This window comes from Pseudomonas sp. Leaf434 (assembly GCF_001425545.1).
Lineage (GTDB): Bacteria > Pseudomonadota > Gammaproteobacteria > Pseudomonadales > Pseudomonadaceae > Aquipseudomonas > Aquipseudomonas siliginis.
The window spans coordinates 304295-322589 of record NZ_LMQZ01000008.1; the positions used below are offsets into that span (position 1 = coordinate 304295).

At 61.3% G+C, this 18295-nt stretch carries 18 protein-coding genes; 16 read left to right on the plus strand and 2 right to left on the minus strand.

Features of this window, described 5'->3' with window-relative positions; genetic code table 11:
• The first annotated feature begins 9 nt into the window (after positions 1-9).
• The 8 genes from ASG55_RS16215 (at position 10) to ASG55_RS16250 (ending at position 7049) form a co-directional block, all read left to right on the plus strand.
• Positions 10-195, plus strand: coding sequence for a Trm112 family protein (locus ASG55_RS16215; protein ID WP_003179363.1), 186 nt, complete (start codon positions 10-12; stop codon positions 193-195).
• Positions 192-956 carry a 3-deoxy-manno-octulosonate cytidylyltransferase gene (gene kdsB, locus ASG55_RS16220; RefSeq protein ID WP_056788212.1) on the plus strand — a complete coding sequence of 255 codons (765 nt, stop codon included), beginning with the start codon at positions 192-194 and terminating at the stop codon, positions 954-956. Before ASG55_RS16215 ends, kdsB begins: the two co-directional genes overlap by 4 nt.
• Positions 956-1420, plus strand: coding sequence for a low molecular weight protein-tyrosine-phosphatase (locus ASG55_RS16225; protein WP_056788214.1), 465 nt, complete (start codon positions 956-958; stop codon positions 1418-1420). The genes kdsB and ASG55_RS16225 overlap by 1 nt, the downstream gene beginning before the upstream one ends.
• Positions 1417-2436, plus strand: a complete 1020-nt coding sequence (gene murB, locus ASG55_RS16230) for a UDP-N-acetylmuramate dehydrogenase (RefSeq protein ID WP_056788218.1) — start codon at positions 1417-1419, stop codon at positions 2434-2436. The genes ASG55_RS16225 and murB overlap by 4 nt, the downstream gene beginning before the upstream one ends.
• A gap of 250 nt (positions 2437-2686) precedes the next feature.
• Positions 2687-3157 carry a (2Fe-2S)-binding protein gene (locus ASG55_RS16235; RefSeq protein WP_041479453.1) on the plus strand — a complete coding sequence of 157 codons (471 nt, stop codon included), beginning with the start codon at positions 2687-2689 and terminating at the stop codon, positions 3155-3157.
• Positions 3154-5475, plus strand: coding sequence for a xanthine dehydrogenase family protein molybdopterin-binding subunit (locus ASG55_RS16240; RefSeq protein ID WP_056788220.1), 2322 nt, complete (start codon positions 3154-3156; stop codon positions 5473-5475). Before ASG55_RS16235 ends, ASG55_RS16240 begins: the two co-directional genes overlap by 4 nt.
• Entirely contained in the window at positions 5476-6456 is a 981-nt protein-coding gene (locus ASG55_RS16245) for an XdhC family protein (RefSeq protein ID WP_056788224.1), read from the plus strand. It begins immediately after the preceding gene.
• Positions 6453-7049, plus strand: a complete 597-nt coding sequence (locus ASG55_RS16250) for a nucleotidyltransferase family protein (protein WP_056788227.1) — start codon at positions 6453-6455, stop codon at positions 7047-7049. The genes ASG55_RS16245 and ASG55_RS16250 overlap by 4 nt, the downstream gene beginning before the upstream one ends.
• A gap of 191 nt (positions 7050-7240) precedes the next feature.
• Here ASG55_RS16250 and rne read toward each other — a convergent pair whose 3' ends face one another.
• Positions 7241-10528: a ribonuclease E gene (rne, locus tag ASG55_RS16255; RefSeq protein ID WP_056788230.1), complete on the minus strand. Its 3288-nt coding sequence runs from the start codon at positions 10526-10528 to the stop codon at positions 7241-7243.
• 699 nt (positions 10529-11227) lie between these two features.
• Here rne and rluC point away from each other — a divergent pair.
• From rluC to sppA, 3 genes are read left to right on the plus strand one after another with little or no spacing between them, the layout of a single operon-like run.
• Entirely contained in the window at positions 11228-12187 is a 960-nt protein-coding gene (gene rluC, locus ASG55_RS16260) for a 23S rRNA pseudouridine(955/2504/2580) synthase RluC (protein ID WP_016770994.1), read from the plus strand.
• Positions 12174-12836 carry an HAD-IA family hydrolase gene (locus ASG55_RS16265; RefSeq protein WP_056788232.1) on the plus strand — a complete coding sequence of 221 codons (663 nt, stop codon included), beginning with the start codon at positions 12174-12176 and terminating at the stop codon, positions 12834-12836. Before rluC ends, ASG55_RS16265 begins: the two co-directional genes overlap by 14 nt.
• Before the next feature lie 24 nt (positions 12837-12860).
• Complete coding sequence (sppA, locus tag ASG55_RS16270) at positions 12861-13850, plus strand: signal peptide peptidase SppA (protein ID WP_056788236.1); 990 nt, start codon at positions 12861-12863, stop codon at positions 13848-13850.
• Between the two features lie 86 nt (positions 13851-13936).
• Here sppA and ASG55_RS16275 read toward each other — a convergent pair whose 3' ends face one another.
• Positions 13937-14515, minus strand: coding sequence for a Maf family protein (locus ASG55_RS16275; RefSeq protein WP_056788239.1), 579 nt, complete (start codon positions 14513-14515; stop codon positions 13937-13939).
• Positions 14516-14620: 105 nt separating this feature from the next.
• On the opposite strand from ASG55_RS16275, the gene ASG55_RS16280 reads away from it, so the two are divergent.
• The 5 genes from ASG55_RS16280 to fabG all read left to right on the plus strand — a co-directional run bounded on the left by ASG55_RS16280 (position 14621) and on the right by fabG (position 18181).
• Positions 14621-15148 (plus strand): YceD family protein, encoded by a 528-nt coding sequence (locus tag ASG55_RS16280; RefSeq protein ID WP_003204262.1) that lies wholly within the window; start codon positions 14621-14623, stop codon positions 15146-15148.
• 13 nt (positions 15149-15161) lie between these two features.
• Positions 15162-15344, plus strand: coding sequence for a 50S ribosomal protein L32 (gene rpmF / locus ASG55_RS16285; protein WP_003179396.1), 183 nt, complete (start codon positions 15162-15164; stop codon positions 15342-15344).
• A gap of 4 nt (positions 15345-15348) precedes the next feature.
• Positions 15349-16359, plus strand: coding sequence for a phosphate acyltransferase PlsX (plsX, locus tag ASG55_RS16290; protein ID WP_082530305.1), 1011 nt, complete (start codon positions 15349-15351; stop codon positions 16357-16359).
• A 123-nt stretch (positions 16360-16482) separates the two neighbouring features.
• Positions 16483-17421, plus strand: coding sequence for an ACP S-malonyltransferase (gene fabD / locus ASG55_RS16295; RefSeq protein ID WP_056788244.1), 939 nt, complete (start codon positions 16483-16485; stop codon positions 17419-17421).
• Between the two features lie 16 nt (positions 17422-17437).
• Positions 17438-18181 carry a 3-oxoacyl-ACP reductase FabG gene (fabG, locus tag ASG55_RS16300; RefSeq protein WP_016770989.1) on the plus strand — a complete coding sequence of 248 codons (744 nt, stop codon included), beginning with the start codon at positions 17438-17440 and terminating at the stop codon, positions 18179-18181.
• Positions 18182-18295 lie beyond the last annotated feature (114 nt).

The following is an 18295-nucleotide window of genomic DNA, read 5'->3' on the forward strand; positions in this document are numbered from 1 at the left end:
GGAATGTTCATGGACACCAAATTGCTCGACATCCTCGCTTGCCCCGTGTGCAAAGGTCCGCTCAAGCTCAGTGCCGACAAGACCGAGCTGATCAGCAAGGGCGCTGGTCTGGCGTACCCGATCCGCGACGGCATCCCGGTGATGCTGGAAAGCGAAGCGCGCACCCTGACCACCGACGAGCGCCTGGATAAATGACCACAGCCTTCACCGTTGTCATCCCATCGCGGTTCGCCTCGACCCGTCTGCCGGGCAAGCCGTTGCTGGATATTGCCGGCAAGCCGATGATCCAGCATGTCTGGGAACAGGCGAGCAAAAGCAGCGCGACCCGCGTCGTGGTTGCCACCGATGACGCGCGCATTGTCGAGGCGTGCAAAAGCTTTGGCGCCGAAGTGGTGCTGACCCGTGAAGATCACAATTCCGGCACCGATCGTCTGGCCGAGGTCGCAGCGAAACTCGGTCTTGCGCCTGATGCGATCGTGGTCAACGTCCAGGGCGATGAGCCGTTGATTCCGCCGAGCGTGATCGACCAGGTCGCCGCCAACCTTGCTGCCCATACCCAAGCGCGCATGGCCACGCTGGCCGAGCCGATCGAAGACGTGGAAACCCTGTTCAACCCGAACGTTGTGAAGGTTTCCAGCGATATCAACGGTCTGGCCCTGACGTTCAGTCGTGCAACCTTGCCATGGGCACGCGATGCATTTGCCAAGAGCCGCGAGCAGCTGCCGGAAGGCGTGCCCTATCGCCGCCACATCGGTATTTATGCCTATCGCGCCGGGTTCCTCCACGACTTCGTGAGCTGGGGGCCGTGCTGGCTGGAAAACACCGAATCCCTCGAGCAACTGCGTGCCTTGTGGCATGGCGTGCGCATTCATGTCGCTGACGCGCTGATCGCGCCGCCGACCGGTGTCGACACCGTCGAAGACCTTGAGCGGGTTCGTCACCTGCTGGGGGCCTGATGCGCGTTCTGTTTGTGTGCCTGGGCAACATCTGCCGTTCGCCCACCGCCGAAGGCGTGTTGCGCCACAAGTTGCGTGAAGCCGGGCTGGCAAATGTGGTCGAAGTAGCCTCCGCCGGCACCGGTGACTGGCACGTCGGTAACCCGCCGGACAAGCGCAGCCAGGCGGCGGCGAAACTGCGCGGTTATGACCTGTCGACGCAACGCGCGCAGCAGGTCAGCCGGGCCGATTTCGCCAGCTACGACCTGATTCTCGCCATGGACAACAGCAATCTGCGCAACCTCAAGGCTTTGCAGCCATCCACCGGCAGGGCCGAGCTGGATCTGTTCCTGCGTCGTTATGCCGGGCTGGTCGATGAAGTGCCGGACCCGTATTACGACGGTGATCAGGGTTTCGAGCAGGTGCTGGATCTGATCGAAGCGGCCTGCGACCAGTTGCTGGTCGAAGTGAAGGGCCGTTTATGAGTTTGCAGGTGCAACCGCAAGTATCGTTGCAGGCCTTCAATACGTTCGGCGTCGATGTGCGCGCGCAGCTGTTTGCCGAAGCCCACAACGATGACGATGTCCGCGAAGCGCTGGCCTATGCCGCGTCCCATGACGTGCCGTTGCTGGTGATCGGCGGCGGTAGCAACTTGCTGCTGACGGCGGATATTCCGGCGTTGGTGCTGCGCATGGTCACGCGCGGCATCCGCGTGCTCAGCGATGATGGCAGTCGCGTGGTGGTCGAGGCGGAAGCGGGCGAACCGTGGCATCCATTCGTGCAGCACACGCTGGCCCAAGGTTTGGCCGGGCTGGAAAACCTCAGCCTGATTCCTGGCACCGTTGGCGCCGCGCCGATGCAGAACATCGGCGCCTATGGCGTCGAGATCAAGGACGTGTTTGCTGGCCTGACCGCGCTGGACCGCGAGAGCGGCGAGCTGCGTGATTTCAGTCTGGAAGACTGCAATTTCGGCTACCGCGACAGCCTGTTCAAGCAGCAGCCGGGACGTTGGCTGATTCTGCGGGTGCGCTTCAAGCTTGATCGCGCCGCGCACCTGCATCTGGAATACGGCCCGGTGCGTCAGCGCTTGAGCGAGCAGGGCATCGAGCAGCCAACGCCCACCGATGTCAGCCGCGCCATCTGCAGCATCCGCAGCGAAAAACTGCCGGACCCGGCGGTGCTCGGCAACGCCGGCAGCTTCTTCAAAAACCCGCTGGTGCCCGCCGCTGTGGTCACGCAGATCAAAACGCAGCACCCGGATCTGGTGGCTTACCCGCAAGCCGATGGGCAGATGAAACTGGCCGCTGGCTGGCTGATCGAACGCGCCGGCTGGAAAGGCTTCCGCGATGGCGATGCCGGCGTGCACAAGTTGCAGGCGCTGGTGCTGGTCAACTACGGCACGGCCACCGGCCTGCAACTGCTCGACCTGGCGCAACGTATCCAGAAAGACATCGCCGAGCGCTTCCATGTCGAACTGGAAATGGAGCCCAATCGGTATTGAGGCTACGCTTGCCTGACGCCATCCAAAGCCCTGCACTGATGAAAAAAGTGCAGGGCTTTTTTGTTAATGCTGGGTTAACTTAGCGACCTAACGATACCTACCATTTGCTCCACCCAAAGGCCCGGTGCAGACGTTCCCGTCGGCGCAAGAGAGCCTGATTAGCCTGAGTCGATCTGCGCGAACCCACCGCTGATTTTCCGGCGGCAGATTGCTCGACCCCATAACCACTAAAAAATATGCGGGCGTGCCCATGATTACCCTGAAACTCAACGGTCAAGACCACTCCCTCGATGTCACCGAAGACATGCCGCTGTTGTGGGCGATTCGTGACGTCGCCGGATACAACGGCACCAAATTCGGTTGCGGCATGGGCCTGTGCGGCGCCTGCACCATCCATATCGACGGCTTGCCGGCACGCAGTTGCATCACGCCGATCGGCTCGGTGATCGGTCAGAACGTGACCACCATCGATAATCTCCACGCCGACCCGGTAGGCAAGGTCGTGCAGCAGGCCTGGCTCGACAGCGCTGTGGCTCAATGCGGTTATTGCCAGGGCGGGCAGATCATGTCGGCCACCGCTCTGCTGAAAACCAATCCGAACCCGAGCGACGAGCAGATCGAAGAAGCCATGGTGGGCAACATCTGCCGCTGCGGCACCTACAACCGGATCAAAACCGCGATCCGCCAGGCCTCCACTCAACTGAAGGAGGTGAAGGCATGAGCCGCGTCCCGAATGATTTCGCCCTGAGCAACCTCAGCCGCCGTGGTTTTCTCAAAGGCGTCGGCGCCACCAGTGCGCTGGTCCTCGCCGCGAGCTGGGGCTGGCAGGATGCGCTGGCCGATGACGCTGCGAAGAAGTTTGGCGCCGATGGCATGCCCAATGGCTGGATCGACGATCCCAAGGTTTACGTGAGCATTGCTGCCGATGGCAGCGTCACCGTGGTGTGCAACCGTTCGGAAATGGGCCAGGGCGTGCGCACCAGCCTGAGTATGGTGGTTGCCGATGAGCTTGAGGCCGATTGGGCGCAGGTCAAAGTGCAGCAGGCGCCGGGTGACGAAGTGCGCTTCGGCAACCAGGACACCGATGGTTCGCGCAGCATGCGTCACTGGTACGAGCCGATGCGTCGTTGCGGCGCCGCCGCGCGGACCATGCTCGAACAGGCGGCCGCTGCGCAGTGGAAAGTGCCGGTTGGCGAATGCCATGCGCAACTGCACAAGGTCATTCACAAACCGTCCGGCCGTGAATTGGGTTACGGCGAACTCGCCGCTGCGGCCAGTGCGCTGGCAGTACCGGCGCGTGACAGCCTGCGTCTCAAGCAGCCGTCGGAATTTCGCTACATCGGCAAGGAAGGCACCAAGGCCATCGACGGTGCCGATATCGTCAATGGCCGCGCAGTGTACGGCGCCGATGTGCATTTCGATGCCATGCTCTACGCCACCATCGCTCGCCCGGCGGTTTATGGAGGCAAGGTCAAAAGCCTCGATGACAGCGCCGCACTGAAAGTCCCTGGCGTGCTAAAAGTCATGCAGATCGAAGGCCGGCCATTGCCGTCGGAGTTCCAGCCACTAGGCGGCGTCGCGGTTGTGGCCAGCAATACCTGGGCGGCGATCAAGGGCCGCGAGGCGCTGAAGATCGAGTGGGATGACGGCCCGAATGCCAGTTATGACTCGATTGCCTATCGCAAAGAGCTTGAAGCCGCGTCGCTGAAGGCCGGCAAAGTGGTGCGCAACACCGGTGATATCGACAAAGCCTTGAGCGGTGCCGCCAGCACCCTCGAAGCCTCGTACTACCTGCCGCATCTGGCGCAGGCGCCGATGGAACCGATGGTTGCCATTGCCCGTTACAAGGACGGCGTGTGCGAAGCCTGGGCGCCGAGTCAGGCACCGCAGGTCACCCGCGAGCGCATCGCCGAGCGCCTGGGCGTACCGTTCGAAAAGGTCACCTTCAACGTAACGCTGCTGGGCGGTGGTTTCGGGCGCAAGTCGAAGCCGGACTTTGTCGTTGAAGCGGCGATCCTCGCCAAGGAATTTCCGGGCAAGGCTGTACGGGTGCAGTGGACGCGCGAAGACGACATCCACAATTCGTATTTCCACACCGTGTCGGCGGAATATCTGAAGGCCGGCATCGACAAGAACGGCATGCCGTCCGGTTGGCTGCATCGCACCGTGGCGCCGAGCATCACCGCGTTGTTTGCGCCGGACATGAACCATGAGGCGGCGTTCGAGCTGGGCATGGGCTTTACCAACATGGCCTATGCGATTCCCAACGTGCGCCTGGAAAACCCCGAAGCCAAGGTACACACGCGGGTCGGCTGGTACCGCTCGGTGTCGAACATTCCCCACGGCTTTGCGATTCAGAGCTTCGTCGACGAACTGGCGCACAAGGCCGGGGAAGATCCGCTCAAGTACCAGATCAAATTGCTCGGCCCGGACCGGCAGATCGATCCACGCACCTTGAGCGAAGAGTGGAACTACGGCGAATCGCCCGAGCGTTATCCGATCGACACCGGGCGCATGCGCACCGTGCTGGAAACCGCCGCCAAGGCAGCCGGATGGGGACGCAAACTGCCCAAGGGTCGTGGCCTCGGTCTGGCAGTGCATTACAGCTTCGTCACCTATGTGGCGGCAGTGATCGAAGTCGAGGTCAAGGACGACGGTTCGCTGATCGTGCACAAGGCCGACATCGCCGTGGACTGCGGGCCGCAGATCAACCCTGAGCGCATCCGTTCGCAGTTCGAAGGCGCGTGCGTCATGGGCCTGGGCAACGCTGTGCTCGGTGAGATCAGCTTCAAGGACGGCAAAGTCCAGCAGGACAACTTCCATATGTACGAGGTCGCGCGCATGTCGCTGGCGCCCAAGGAAGTTGCGGTGCATCTGGTCACGCCGCCGGGTGACGTGCCGCTGGGTGGCGTTGGTGAACCGGGCGTGCCGCCGATTGCTCCGGCGCTGTGCAATGCGATCTTCGCCGCCACCGGCAAGCGCATCCGCAATCTGCCGGTGCGGTATCAGTTGCAAGGCTGGCAGAAGGCGGAGGCGTAAATGGACAGCGTCGATCTCAACGTCCTGCGCAGCGTCCTCGAGTGGCGCCGTGCCGGGCAGCGGGTGGTGCTGTTCAGCGTGGTGCAGACCTGGGGCACCGCGCCGCGCTCGCCCGGCGCCATGCTCGCCTTGCGCGAGGACGGCGTGGTGATCGGTTCGGTGTCAGGCGGCTGTGTCGAAGATGACCTGATCGCGCGGCTGCACGACGGCCGCATTGCCACCGATGGTCCGCCAGTGCAGATGATTACCTACGGCGTGACCCGCGAAGAGGCCGCGCGTTTCGGCCTGCCTTGCGGCGGCACCCTGCGCCTGACCGAAGAGCGCGTCGGTGACCCGGCGTGGGTCGCCGAGCTGCTGCAGCGTTGCGAAAACCATGAAATCGTCGCCCGAGAACTGAACATCGAAACCGGCGAGGTGCGGCTGGCTCCGGCGAGCAAGTCCGATTCGCTGGTGTTCGACGGCAAGACTCTGCGAGCGATTTACGGCCCGCGCTGGCGCTTGTTGCTGATCGGTGCCGGGCAGCTGTCGCGCTACGTCGCCGACATGGCGCGGCTGCTGGATTTCGAAGTGCTGATCTGCGATCCGCGCACCGAGTTCGTTTACGGCTGGGAAGAGCAGCATGGCCGTTTCGTCCCCGGCATGCCGGATGAAGCTGTGCTGAACATCCAGACCGACGAGCGCACGGCGATTGTCGCCTTGACTCACGATCCACGCCTGGATGACATGGCTTTGCTCACCGCGCTCGACTCGCCGGCGTTTTACGTCGGCGCGCTCGGTTCGCGGGTCAACAGCCAGAAGCGCCGGGAAAACCTCGCTCAGCTAGGCTTGTCGCAAGCGTCGATTGATCGCTTGCACGGGCCGATCGGCCTGCACATCGGTAGTCATTCGCCGGCAGAGATCGCTTTGTCCTTGCTGGCGGAAATTGTCGCGATCAAGAACGGTGTGGAGTTGAAGCAGAAAAAAACGCTGGAGGGTGCATGAGCCAATCCATCGCAGTGATCGTGCTGGCGGCGGGCGAGGGCAAACGCTTTCGCCAGATCGCCGGCCCCGACAAAGACAAATTGCTCGCTGACTGCACCGGGCGTGACGGCGCGGTGCGTTCGGTCATCGAGCAGGTGCTGGTGAACCTGCCGGCCAGTCTCGACAAGCGCGTACTGGTCACCACCGAAGCGCGACCACAGGCGATGCGCATGGCCCAGGCATATGGCTGCGACGTGGTGTCAATCGAGTCGACCGGCATGGGCGACAGCATCGCTGCAGGTGTTGCCGCTTGCCCTGACGCTGATGGCTGGTTGATTGTGCTCGGCGATATGCCGTTTATCTTGCCATCGAGTATTGAGCGAGTGGTCGCGGCGATGGCTGATGATGCGGTGAGCGTGCCGGTGCGGGGTGGCGAGTTTGGCCATCCGGTGGGGTTTGGCCGTTCGTTTGCCGCGCAGTTGCAGGCGCTGACCGGCGATCGTGGCGCACGGCCGTTGTTTGCGCAGGGTAGGGTGGTGGAAGTAGCGGTGGAAGATCCGGGGGTGTTGTGGGATATCGATGTGCCTGAATCTCTGGTATTTCCTCGGCCCTGAGCCGTGTTGAAATTCCTTGTGGGAGCGAGCCTGCTCGCGAATGCGCTGGTTCAGCTACATGAATATTGTCTGACCTAGCGCTTTCGCGAGCAGGCTCGCTCCCACAAAGGTTGTGGATGATGCTGGTATTTCAGGCAATAAAAAGCCCCGCCAGGCTTTCACCGGGCGGGGCTTTTTAATGGCTTCAGGAATTACACGAGTGGTTTAGGCTCGTGCTCTTTTTCCTGGGCTTCTTCGCGCTGTTCAACCGCGTCCTGAACGGAGCGTGGTGCTTCAGCGATCACCGCTTCAACCGATGCTTCTTCCGCGACCGGGGCAGGGGCTGCCTCGACCACTTCAGCCGCAGCGGCTGGTTCGGCAGCCACTGGCGCTGCAGCGGCAGCCAGTTCGGCTTCCTTCTGCAGACGCTCGGCTTCACGCTTGCGACGACGCACTTCACGCGGGTCGTTTGGCGCACGGCCGTTTGGCGTCAGGGCGCTGACCGGAGCCGGAGCTTCAACCACCGGGGCTGGCGCTTCGACTGCGGCTGGTGCTTCTTCAGCCTGAGCTTTTGCAACTGGTGCTTCGACAGCTGGTGCTTCAACCACTGGCTCTGGAGCCGGTTCGGCCGCTACAACTACTGGTTCGGAAACCATGGCCTGCGGTACTTCGGCTTCAGTGACTGGCGCTGGAGCTTCGGTCACAGCTGGCTCGGCAACCCAGTTGAACGCAGTCTGCTCTTCGCGAACTTCACGCACGGTTTTGGTCACGTTTTCGCTGACGGTTTCGGTCGCTGGTTCGGATTCAGCAACTGGCGCTTCAACGACAGCTTCCGGTTCGGCAGGCGCTTCAACCTGAGGCTGAGCTTCGCGGACCGGGGCGACTTCGATTTCCGGTGCAGCAGTCACTTCCACTGGAGTGGTGGCTTCGACAACCGGCGCTTCGACTGGAGCGGTTTCCAGTGTGGCGGCAGTGGCGCGTTCAGCCTGCTCGTGAGCTTCGGCTTCTGCCGGAGCGCTGATGGTGCTGCTGGCTACGGCGGCGGTGACGGCCAGGCCAGCGGCCAGATCGGCAGTGCTTGGCTCGCCAGCGTTTTCAGCGGACTCGGATTCTTCCGAACCTTCGATCACGTTGCCGTTGGCATCACGTTGACGCTCGCGACGGTTGCTGCGACGACGCTGGCCACGGGAGCGACGACGTGGACGATCGCCTTCGGCGTTGTCCTGACCGTCTTCCGGCAGTTGCTCTTCGTTGTTGCTGTTCACTTCTTCTTCAGCAACGGCAGCAGCGGCCTGCTCGGCACGCGGTTGACGCTCTTCACGCGGCGGACGCGGGGCGCGTTCTTCGCGTGGCTGACGGGCCGGACGCTCTTCAGCGGTCACGGCAGCAACAGCTGCGGCTGCGGCTGGCGCGGCGTCCAGCGGCTCGCGCAGTTCACGCACGCGTTCTTCACGCTCGCCACGCGGCTTGCGATCTTCACGCGGTGCACGCGGTGCACGTTCTTCACGCGGGGCACGTGGTGCGCGCTCTTCGCGGGCTACCGGCGCTTCGCTGCGGGTTTCACGCGGCTCACGGGCTTCACGTGGCTGACGCTCTTCGCGCGGCTCGCGTGGTGCGCGCTCTTCACGTGGAGCACGTTCTTCGCGCGGCTTGCGTTCTTCATCGCGGCGACCGTTGCGGTTGCGGCTCTGCTGACGACCGTTGCGACGCTCTTCGTTGCGGGCAGGACGCTCGGTGGCAGCCGGTTTCGCAACGGCAACCGGTGCGGCTGGCTCTTCCTTGGTGGCGAACAGGCTGACCAGCGACTTCACCAGACCCTTGAACAGGCTTGGCTCAGGCGCGGCAGCTGGTGCTGGAGCAGGTGCGGCAGGTGCAACTTCAGTCGGCACCGGTGCGTTGGCACGGGCCGGCGCAGTTTTCACTGCAGCTTCCTGGCGAACCAGAGTGCGGGTCGCAGCGGCTGGCTGGACTTCTTCGACTTCGGCAGCGGCCGCAGCGATTTCGTAGCTGGACTGGTTGGTCGCGGCTTCCGGGCTGTCGTCACGCAGACGCTGAACTTCAAAGTGCGGCGTCTCGAGGTGATCGTTCGGCAGAATGACGATACGGGCACGGGTGCGCAGTTCGATCTTGGTGATCGAGTTGCGTTTTTCGTTGAGCAGGAACGCAGCGACCGGGATCGGCACTTGCGCGCGAACTTCGGCGGTGCGGTCTTTCAGTGCTTCTTCTTCGATCAGGCGCAGGATGGCCAGCGACAGCGATTCAACGTCACGGATGATGCCGGTGCCGTTGCAACGCGGGCAGACGATGCCGCTGCTTTCGCCCAGCGATGGACGCAGGCGCTGACGGGACATTTCCAGTAGGCCGAAACGCGAGATACGACCGATCTGCACGCGGGCGCGGTCAGCTTCCAGGCATTCACGGACTTTCTCTTCCACGGCGCGCTGGTTCTTCGCCGGGGTCATATCGATGAAGTCGATGACGATCAGGCCGCCGATGTCGCGCAGGCGCAACTGACGGGCGATTTCTTCGGCGGCTTCAAGGTTGGTCTGCAGCGCTGTTTCTTCGATGTCGCTGCCTTTGGTGGCGCGCGCCGAGTTGATGTCGATGGACACCAGGGCTTCGGTCGGATCGATCACAATGGAGCCGCCGGAAGGCAGTTCGACGACGCGCTGGAATGCGGTCTCGATCTGGCTTTCGATCTGGAAACGGTTGAACAGTGGCACGCTGTCTTCGTACAGCTTGATCTTGCTGGCGTACTGCGGCATCACCTGGCGGATGAAGGTCAGGGCTTCGTCCTGGGCTTCAACGCTGTCGATCAGCACTTCGCCGATGTCCTGGCGCAGGTAATCGCGGATGGCGCGGATGATCACGTTGCTTTCCTGGTAAATCAGGAATGGCGCGGAGCGATCCAGCGAGGCTTCTTTGATGGCGGTCCACAGTTGCAGCAGGTAATCGAGGTCCCACTGCATTTCTTCGCTGCTGCGGCCCAGGCCGGCAGTGCGCACGATCAGACCCATGTCGGCCGGAGCAACCAGACCGTTCAGCGCTTCACGCAGTTCGTTGCGTTCTTCGCCTTCGATGCGACGGGAGATGCCGCCGGCACGCGGGTTGTTCGGCATCAGTACGAGGTAACGACCGGCCAGGCTGATGAAGGTGGTCAGGGCGGCGCCCTTGTTCCCACGTTCTTCTTTCTCGACCTGAACGATGACTTCCTGGCCTTCGCTCAGGACGTCCTTGATGTTGACGCGGCCTTCGGGGGCTTTCTTGAAGTATTCGCGGGAGATTTCTTTGAGGGGCAGGAAGCCGTGGCGCTCGGAGCCGAAATCGACAAAGGCAGCCTCAAGGCTTGGTTCGATGCGAGTGATACGGCCTTTATAGATGTTGGCCTTTTTCTGCTCGCGTGCACCGGATTCGATGTCCAGGTCGTAGAGGCGTTGGCCATCTACCAGTGCAACACGCAACTCTTCGGGTTGAGTTGCGTTAATCAGCATTCTTTTCATGTAGTACCGTCGGTTTCCGGGCTGCCGGAAACGGCGTTCGGCACACACGACTTCTCACGGTCGGTGTCAGGTGCGTCGGGAGTGGTTGGCCATTCCCGTGTCCAGCGATGTGCGGCCAATTGGGCCGATACCGCGACGTACGCGTCCTGCTTGCTGTGGCTACTTAAGCACTCAGTCAGGAGGAGGAATCAACCAGCGGCTGTGGACGAGATGAAGCGTCTTGATCAAAGCTTGTTGCTACACAGTCCGGCGGTTGTGCATCTCCACCCTACACGTATCCCTGATAATTCGGGTGCTGCCGCGCGCAGAATCCGCAGCGGGTTGGCATTTACCGTGAGCTCCGAAAGGGGAGGTCACGCATCATGGCTAATTCAGGCGATGTTTCCGAAGCAATCGCTCGGGGTCATTCGCAGTCGACTGCACTTTGTGAACTGGCCTCGAATGTCGCCTGCCTGGCGAGTCAGAACTCTGCCCGGCGGTGTAATTCAGGCCTCATGTCACCTGCGCTCGTTACAACCGCAAACTCCACCGTTACGTAGCGAAAGCCCCGTAGGACGGCCTCGCGCCCTGGTGAATTGCGTTGGTCAGGGCCGGTCTTTGACCGTGGTTCCGCTGTCCAGGCCGCTTTTGGCGGCGTTCGCGACTATAGCAGCAATGATTAAGTGCTTCAATTCCATAAAAATTGTTATCATCCGCGGCATGACAACTACTGCCCCTTCGACTCCAGGCGTTCAACTGCTTGAAGTCTCGCCGGAGTATGCCGGCCAACGAATCGACAACTTTCTCCTCGCCCGGCTCAAAGGCGTGCCCAAGACCTTGATTTACCGCATTTTGCGCAAAGGCGAAGTGCGCGTGAACAAAGGTCGGATCAAGCCCGAATACAAGCTGCAGGCCGGCGATATCGTGCGCGTGCCGCCGGTTCGCGTGCCTGAGCGCGACGAACCGGTGCCGCTGGCCCAGGGGCTGTTGCAGCGCCTGGAAGCCTCGATCGTCTTCGAAGACAAAGCCCTGATCGTGATCAACAAGCCCGCCGGCATTGCGGTGCATGGCGGCAGCGGGCTGAATTTCGGCGTGATCGAAGCCTTTCGTCAGTTGCGTCCCGACGCCAAGGAACTGGAGCTGGTTCACCGTCTCGACCGTGACACCTCCGGCCTGCTGATGATCGCCAAAAAACGCAGCATGTTGCGCCACCTGCACGAGCAGTTGCGCGGCGATGGCGTCGACAAGCGCTACATGGCGCTGGTCCGTGGCAACTGGGCAACCTCGATCAAGCAGGTTCGCGCTCCGCTGCTCAAGAGCAATCTGCGTTCCGGCGAGCGCATGGTCGAAGTCAATGACGAGGGCAAAGAAGCCCTGACGCTGTTCAAGGTGCTGCGCCGCTTCGGTGATTTTGCCACCATGGTCGAAGCTAAACCGGTTACCGGTCGTACCCACCAGATTCGCGTGCACACCTTGCATGCTGGCCATTGCATTGCCGGTGACAGTAAGTATGGCGACGAGGATTTCACCAAGGAAATCCGCGATCTGGGCGGTAAGCGTCTGTTCCTGCACGCTTACATGCTGACGGTGCCGCTGCCCGACGGCGGCAAGCTGAATCTGCAAGCGCCCGTCGATGAAATGTGGGCCAAGACCGTGGAGCGATTGAGTGCGCCCATCTGATTACAAGCTGCTGATTTTCGACTGGGACGGCACCCTCGCCGATTCCATCCATCGGATCGTCGAGGCCATGCACTCGGCGTCCGGGCGTTCCGGTTTCGAGCTGCGCGATGACTTCGCTGTCAAAGGCATCATCGGTCTCGGCTTGCCGGAGGCGATTCGCACGCTGTACCCCGAAATCAGCGACGCAGAAATGCTCGCGTTTCGCGAATATTACGCCGATCACTACATCGCTGCCGAAGCCGTGCCGTCGCCGCTGTTCGAGGGCGTGGTCGAGTCGATGGCATCGTTTCGCGAGCAGGGTTATCACCTGGCGGTAGCGACGGGCAAGAACCGTCGCGGACTGGATCGGGTGCTCAAGGCCAATGGCTGGGAAGATTATTTCGATATCACCCGCGCCGCCGATGAAACTGCCAGCAAGCCACACCCTCTGATGCTTGAGCAGATCGTCAGGCACTGCGGCGTACGTCCGGAGCAGGCGTTGATGGTCGGCGATTCGTCGTTCGACCTGCTGATGGCACGCAACGCGGGGATGGATTCGGTGGCGGTCAGTTACGGCGCGCAATCGATCGAGTCCCTGCAACAGTTCGAGCCGCGCCTGTCGATCGACCGTTTTTCTGAATTGCACGCCTGGCTGGGTCAGCGGGCTTAATACGTTTTTGCTGGGGTAGATGGCATGACCGACGAATGGAAAGCACCGGCCAAGGCAAGTGCCGACGACGGTGACGCGAAAAGCTGGAAGCTGTTGGAAAAGACTTTGCTGGCCGGCGTGCAGGAACAACGCCGTTCGCGGCGCTGGGGGATTTTCTTCAAGCTGCTGACGTTTGTTTATCTGTTTGTTGCGCTGCTGCTGTTCACGCCGCTGATGGACATGGAAAAAACCGCCACCCGCGGCCCGAACTACACGGCGTTGATCGAGATCGACGGCGTAATCGCCGACAAGGAGCCGGCCAGCGCCGACAATATCGTTGGCAGCCTGCGTGCGGCGTTCGAAGACAAGAAGGTCAAGGGCGTGGTCCTGCGCATCAATAGCCCGGGTGGCAGTCCGGTGCAGTCTGGCTATGTCTATGACGAGATCAAGCGTCTGCGTGGGTTGCATCCGGAGATCAAGCTCTACGCAGTGATTTCCGATCTTGGTGCTTCGGGCGCCTATTACATCGCCAGCGCGGCGGATCAGATCTATGCCGACAAGGCTAGTCTGGTCGGCTCGATCGGCGTGACGGCGGCGGGTTACGGTTTCGTTGGCACCATGGAAAAACTCGGGGTTGAGCGCCGCACCTATACCTCGGGCGAGCACAAGGCATTCCTGGATCCGTTCCAGCCGCAAAAGCCTGAAGAAACCGCATTCTGGCAAAGCGTGCTGGACACCACGCACAAGCAGTTCATCAACAGCGTCAAGCAGGGCCGTGGCGATCGTCTGAAGGACAAAGAGCATCCGGAGCTGTTTTCCGGGCTGGTCTGGTCGGGTGAGCAGGCGCTGCCGCTAGGCCTGATCGATGGCTTGGGCAATGCCAGTTCGGTGGCGCGTGATGTGATTGGCGAGAAGGAGCTGGTGGACTTCACCGTGCAGGAATCGCCGTTCGATCGCTTCTCGAAAAAGCTCGGCGCCAGCGTGGCCGAGCAGTTGGCGATGTGGATGGGTTTCCACGGGCCTTCGTTGCGGTAAATCTTTTCAAGGTCAGAAGATCGCAGGTCAACGGCAGCTCTTGCACAATCGGTGTAGGAGCTGCCGAAGGCTGCGATCTTTTGCTTTCAAGGGATTTGCACACCCTCGACCAACAACATATCGATCAGGCGAATCAGCGGCAGGCCGATCAGGCTGGTGGCATCCGGGCCTTCGGTCGATTGAAACAGGCTCACGCCCAGTCCCTCGGCCTTGAAGCTGCCGGCGCAGTCGTACGGCTGCTCGATGCGCAGATAGCGCTCGATGCTTGCCTGATCCAGCTGGCGCATGTGCACGGTAAACGGCACGCAGTCGACCTGGCATTGCCCGGTCTGGCTGTTGAGCAGCGCCAGGCCGGTCAGGAAGGTCACGCTCGCGCCGCTCGCCGCCATCAATTGCTCGCGAGCCTTCTCGAAGGTGTGCGGCTTGCCGATGATCTGTTCTCCGAGGACGGCAACCTGATCCGAGCCAATGATCAGATGAGCAGGGTGGCTGTCCGCCAGGGCGCGGGCTTTTTCCTCAGCGAGGCGTTTGACCAGATCGATCGCGGATTCGCCCGGGCGGTGGCTTTCGTCGATGTCCGGCGAGCTGCAGACGAACGGCAGGTGCAGGCGGGCGAGCAATTCGCGGCGATAAGTCGAGCTTGAAGCGAGTAATAAAGGCAGCATGGACGTCTCCTGAGGCAGGTGCGGATTCTAGCGGAGGCGCGCAAGTGACGGACAGGGCACAATTTCCTTTGACATGGTTGGGTGCATCCCTATAATGCTGCGCCTATGTTGAATGACCCGATTCCACCTCACGTTGACCCGCGCAAATTGGCTGACCGTGGCACCACCCTTCAAGGTGAACTGCTGCTGGCCGATTTGAAGAGACTCTGCGACCCGCTTTCCGACGATGTCGGTACGGTGCAGGCCAAATTCGTTTTTGAACGAGATGAACGTAAGTCTGTGGTCATCCACAGCTTTATCGACACCGAAGTCAAAATGGTTTGCCAGCGTTGTCTTGAGCTGGTCACCCTGCCGATCCACAGCGAATGCAGTTACGCGGTGGTGAAGGAGGGTGCGAATACCCAGTCGTTGCCGAAAGGTTATGACGTGCTGGAACTGGGCGAAGATCCATTGGATCTGCAGTCACTGATCGAGGAGGAGCTTCTGCTCGCCTTGCCCATTGTGCCTGCTCATCATCCGGAAGAATGCCAGCAGCCGGCGGGAGCAGATGAGCCCGAACCGAGCGAGGACGAGGTAACGCGGTCCAACCCGTTCAGTGTATTGGCGCAGTTAAAGCGTGACCCAAACGTTTAGGAGTTAATCAATTATGGCTGTTCAGCAGAACAAAAAATCCCGCTCTGCCCGTGACATGCGCCGTTCGCACGACGCTCTCGAGGCTAGCACCCTGTCTGTAGAAAAAACCACTGGTGAAGTTCACCTGCGTCACCACGTATCGCCAGAAGGCGTTTACCGTGGCCGTAAAGTGATCGACAAGGGCGCTGACGAGTAATCACTTGTCTGCTCAAGTCATCGCGATTGACGCAATGGGCGGGGACTTCGGTCCCCGCAGCATTGTTCAGGCCAGTCTCGCTTGCCTGTCTGCTACACCCTCGCTGCACCTGACCCTCGTCGGTCAACCCTCCCTTCTTGAAGAACTGATCCACGGCCAGTCGGCTGCCGATCGCGCGCGCCTGACGATTGTCGCGGCGAGCGAAGTCATCACCATGGACGAAAAACCCGCCCAAGCCCTGCGTGGCAAGCCGGATTCGTCGATGCGTGTCGCCCTTGAACTGCTGCGCGATGGCAAGGTGCAGGCCTGTGTCAGTGCCGGCAATACCGGTGCGTTGATGGCCTTGTCGCGTTTCGTGCTGAAGACATTGCCCGGCATTGATCGTCCGGCCATGGTCGCGGCCATTCCGACGCAGACCGGTTATTGCCAGTTGCTCGATCTGGGCGCCAACGTCGATTGCAGTGCCGAGCATCTGTTGCAGTTCGCGGTCATGGGTTCGGTGGCCGCGCAGACTTTGGGCATTGCCCGTCCACGTGTTGCGTTGCTGAACATCGGCACCGAAGACATCAAGGGCAATCAGCAGGTCAAACTGGCCGCCACGTTGTTGCAGGCTGCGCGCGGGATCAACTACATCGGTTTTATCGAGGGCGACGGCTTGTATCGCGGCGAGGCCGATGTGGTGGTGTGTGACGGCTTCGTCGGCAACATCCTGCTCAAGTCCAGCGAAGGTCTGGCGACGATGATTGCTGCGCGGATCGAGGCTTTGTTCAAGAAAAACTTCGCTTCGCGCGCTGTCGGCGTTCTCGCGCTGCCGTTGATGAAGCGTCTGCAGGCCGACCTGGCCCCGGCGCGGCATAATGGCGCAAGCTTTCTCGGCTTGCAGGGCATCGTCGTGAAAAGCCACGGATCGGCCGGGGTACAGGGCTTTCAGAGTGCCATTCAACGGGCGCTGATCGAGATTCAAGAGAACCTCCCCGAGCGTCTCCACGGTCGTCTGGAGGAGCTGTTGTCTTAGGCGTTTTCGTCGGACAATGCTTAAATGTGACCGCCCGGTTCAAAGGGCCATCCAAACTGTCAGTTTCTGGCGTCCCCAACAGGGCGTTATTTTCCGACGACAAGATCATTAGGGGCTTGTTACATGTCTGCTTCCCTCGCATTCGTCTTTCCAGGACAGGGTTCGCAGTCCCTCGGCATGCTGGCCGAGCTGGGCGCGCAACATCCGCTGATCCTCGAAACCTTTCAAGAAGCCTCTGCTGCGCTGGGCTACGACCTGTGGGCACTGACCCAACAGGGTCCGGAAGAGCTGCTCAATCAAACCGACAAAACCCAACCAGCCATTCTGACCGCTTCGATCGCCCTGTGGCGTCTGTGGCTGGCCGAAGGCGGCGCGCGTCCGGCGTTTGTCGCCGGCCACAGCCTGGGTGAATACAGCGCGCTGGTTGCCGCCGGCAGCCTGACCCTGGCTGACGCGGTCAAGCTCGTCGAGCGCCGTGGCCAGTTGATGCAGGAAGCGGTGCCGGCCGGGCAAGGCGGCATGGCCGCGATCCTCGGCCTGGAAGATGCCGACGTGCTGGCTGCCTGCGCCGAAGCGGCGCAAGGCGAAGTCGTCAGCGCAGTGAATTTCAACTCGCCGGGCCAAGTGGTGATCGCCGGTGCCAAGGCGGCCGTCGAGCGCGCCATCGAGGGTTGCAAGGCCCGTGGTGCCAAGCGCGCCATGCCATTGCCGGTGAGCGTGCCGTCGCACTGCGAGCTGATGCGTCCGGCTGCCGAGCGTTTCGCCGAATCCATCGCCGCCATCGACTGGCAGGCGCCGCAGATCCCGGTGGTGCAGAACGTCAGCGCACAAGTGCCAGCCGATCTGGAAACCCTCAAGCGCGATCTGCTCGAACAGCTCTACAAGCCAGTGCGCTGGGTTGAATCGGTGCAGACTTTGGCCGCCAAGGGCGCGACCAATCTGGTTGAATGCGGCCCGGGCAAAGTCCTCGCTGGCCTGAACAAACGTTGCGCCGAAGGCGTTTCGACTTCCAATCTCAATACCCCAGACGCCTTCGCTGCCGCTCGCGCAGCGCAGGCCTGAATCAGGAGAAACTTGCATGAGTCTGCAAGGTAAAGTTGCACTGGTTACCGGTGCAAGCCGCGGCATCGGCCAGGCCATCGCGCTGGAACTGGGTCGTCAGGGCGCCATCGTTGTCGGCACCGCGACCTCCGCGTCGGGCGCCGAGCGCATTGCCGCGACCCTGAAGGAAAACGGTATCCAGGGCGCCGGTTTCGAACTCAATGTCACCAGCGACGAATCGGTCAGCGCCGTGCTGGCAGGCATTCAGGAGCAGTTCGGTGCGCCGGTGGCGATTCTGGTCAATAATGCCGGTATCACCCGCGATAACCTGATGATGCGCATGAAAGACGACGAGTGGTACGACGTGATCGATACCAACTTGAACAGTCTGTATCGCCTGTCCAAGGGCGTTTTGCGTGGCATGACCAAGGCGCGCTGGGGTCGAATTATCAGTATTGGCTCGGTAGTGGGTGCCATGGGCAACGCCGGCCAAGTAAACTATGCAGCCGCCAAGGCCGGTCTGGAAGGTTTCAGCCGGGCGATGGCGCGTGAAGTCGGTTCGCGTTCGATTACGGTCAACTCGGTAACCCCAGGGTTCATCGACACCGATATGACCCGCGAGCTGCCTGAAGCACAGCGTGAAGCCTTGCAGACGCAGATTCCGCTGGGTCGTCTGGGGCAAGCTCAAGAGATCGCGTCCGTGGTCGCTTTTCTTGCATCCGACGGTGCGGCATACGTTACCGGGGCTACAATCCCGGTGAACGGTGGGATGTACATGTAAGTAAAATGTGACGGATTGCTTCAAAAAAATGTCATACGAGCTGTCTAAAATCCGTTATAAAGCTGCAATCTATTTATAGGCAGAGGGCCGCAGGGTTTGAGGAGTGAAGCTTTC

Excerpts from the sequence above, each read along its gene's own strand:
- fabD (WP_056788244.1), top strand. The coding sequence starts at position 16,483 with ATGTCTGCTTCCCTCGCATTCGTCTTTCCAGGACAGGGTTCGCAGTCC.
- ASG55_RS16235 (WP_041479453.1), top strand. The coding sequence starts at position 2,687 with ATGATTACCCTGAAACTCAACGGTCAAGACCACTCCCTCGATGTCACC.
- ASG55_RS16250 (WP_056788227.1), top strand. The coding sequence starts at position 6,453 with ATGAGCCAATCCATCGCAGTGATCGTGCTGGCGGCGGGCGAGGGCAAA.
- rluC (WP_016770994.1), top strand. The coding sequence starts at position 11,228 with ATGACAACTACTGCCCCTTCGACTCCAGGCGTTCAACTGCTTGAAGTC.
- ASG55_RS16275 (WP_056788239.1), bottom strand. The coding sequence starts at position 14,515 with ATGCTGCCTTTATTACTCGCTTCAAGCTCGACTTATCGCCGCGAATTG.
- ASG55_RS16225 (WP_056788214.1), top strand. The coding sequence starts at position 956 with ATGCGCGTTCTGTTTGTGTGCCTGGGCAACATCTGCCGTTCGCCCACC.
- sppA (WP_056788236.1), top strand. The coding sequence starts at position 12,861 with ATGACCGACGAATGGAAAGCACCGGCCAAGGCAAGTGCCGACGACGGT.
- rpmF (WP_003179396.1), top strand. The coding sequence starts at position 15,162 with ATGGCTGTTCAGCAGAACAAAAAATCCCGCTCTGCCCGTGACATGCGC.
- kdsB (WP_056788212.1), top strand. The coding sequence starts at position 192 with ATGACCACAGCCTTCACCGTTGTCATCCCATCGCGGTTCGCCTCGACC.
- ASG55_RS16215 (WP_003179363.1), top strand. The coding sequence starts at position 10 with ATGGACACCAAATTGCTCGACATCCTCGCTTGCCCCGTGTGCAAAGGT.
- ASG55_RS16240 (WP_056788220.1), top strand. The coding sequence starts at position 3,154 with ATGAGCCGCGTCCCGAATGATTTCGCCCTGAGCAACCTCAGCCGCCGT.
- murB (WP_056788218.1), top strand. The coding sequence starts at position 1,417 with ATGAGTTTGCAGGTGCAACCGCAAGTATCGTTGCAGGCCTTCAATACG.
- rne (WP_056788230.1), bottom strand. The coding sequence starts at position 10,528 with ATGAAAAGAATGCTGATTAACGCAACTCAACCCGAAGAGTTGCGTGTT.
- ASG55_RS16280 (WP_003204262.1), top strand. The coding sequence starts at position 14,621 with ATGTTGAATGACCCGATTCCACCTCACGTTGACCCGCGCAAATTGGCT.
- fabG (WP_016770989.1), top strand. The coding sequence starts at position 17,438 with ATGAGTCTGCAAGGTAAAGTTGCACTGGTTACCGGTGCAAGCCGCGGC.
- ASG55_RS16245 (WP_056788224.1), top strand. The coding sequence starts at position 5,476 with ATGGACAGCGTCGATCTCAACGTCCTGCGCAGCGTCCTCGAGTGGCGC.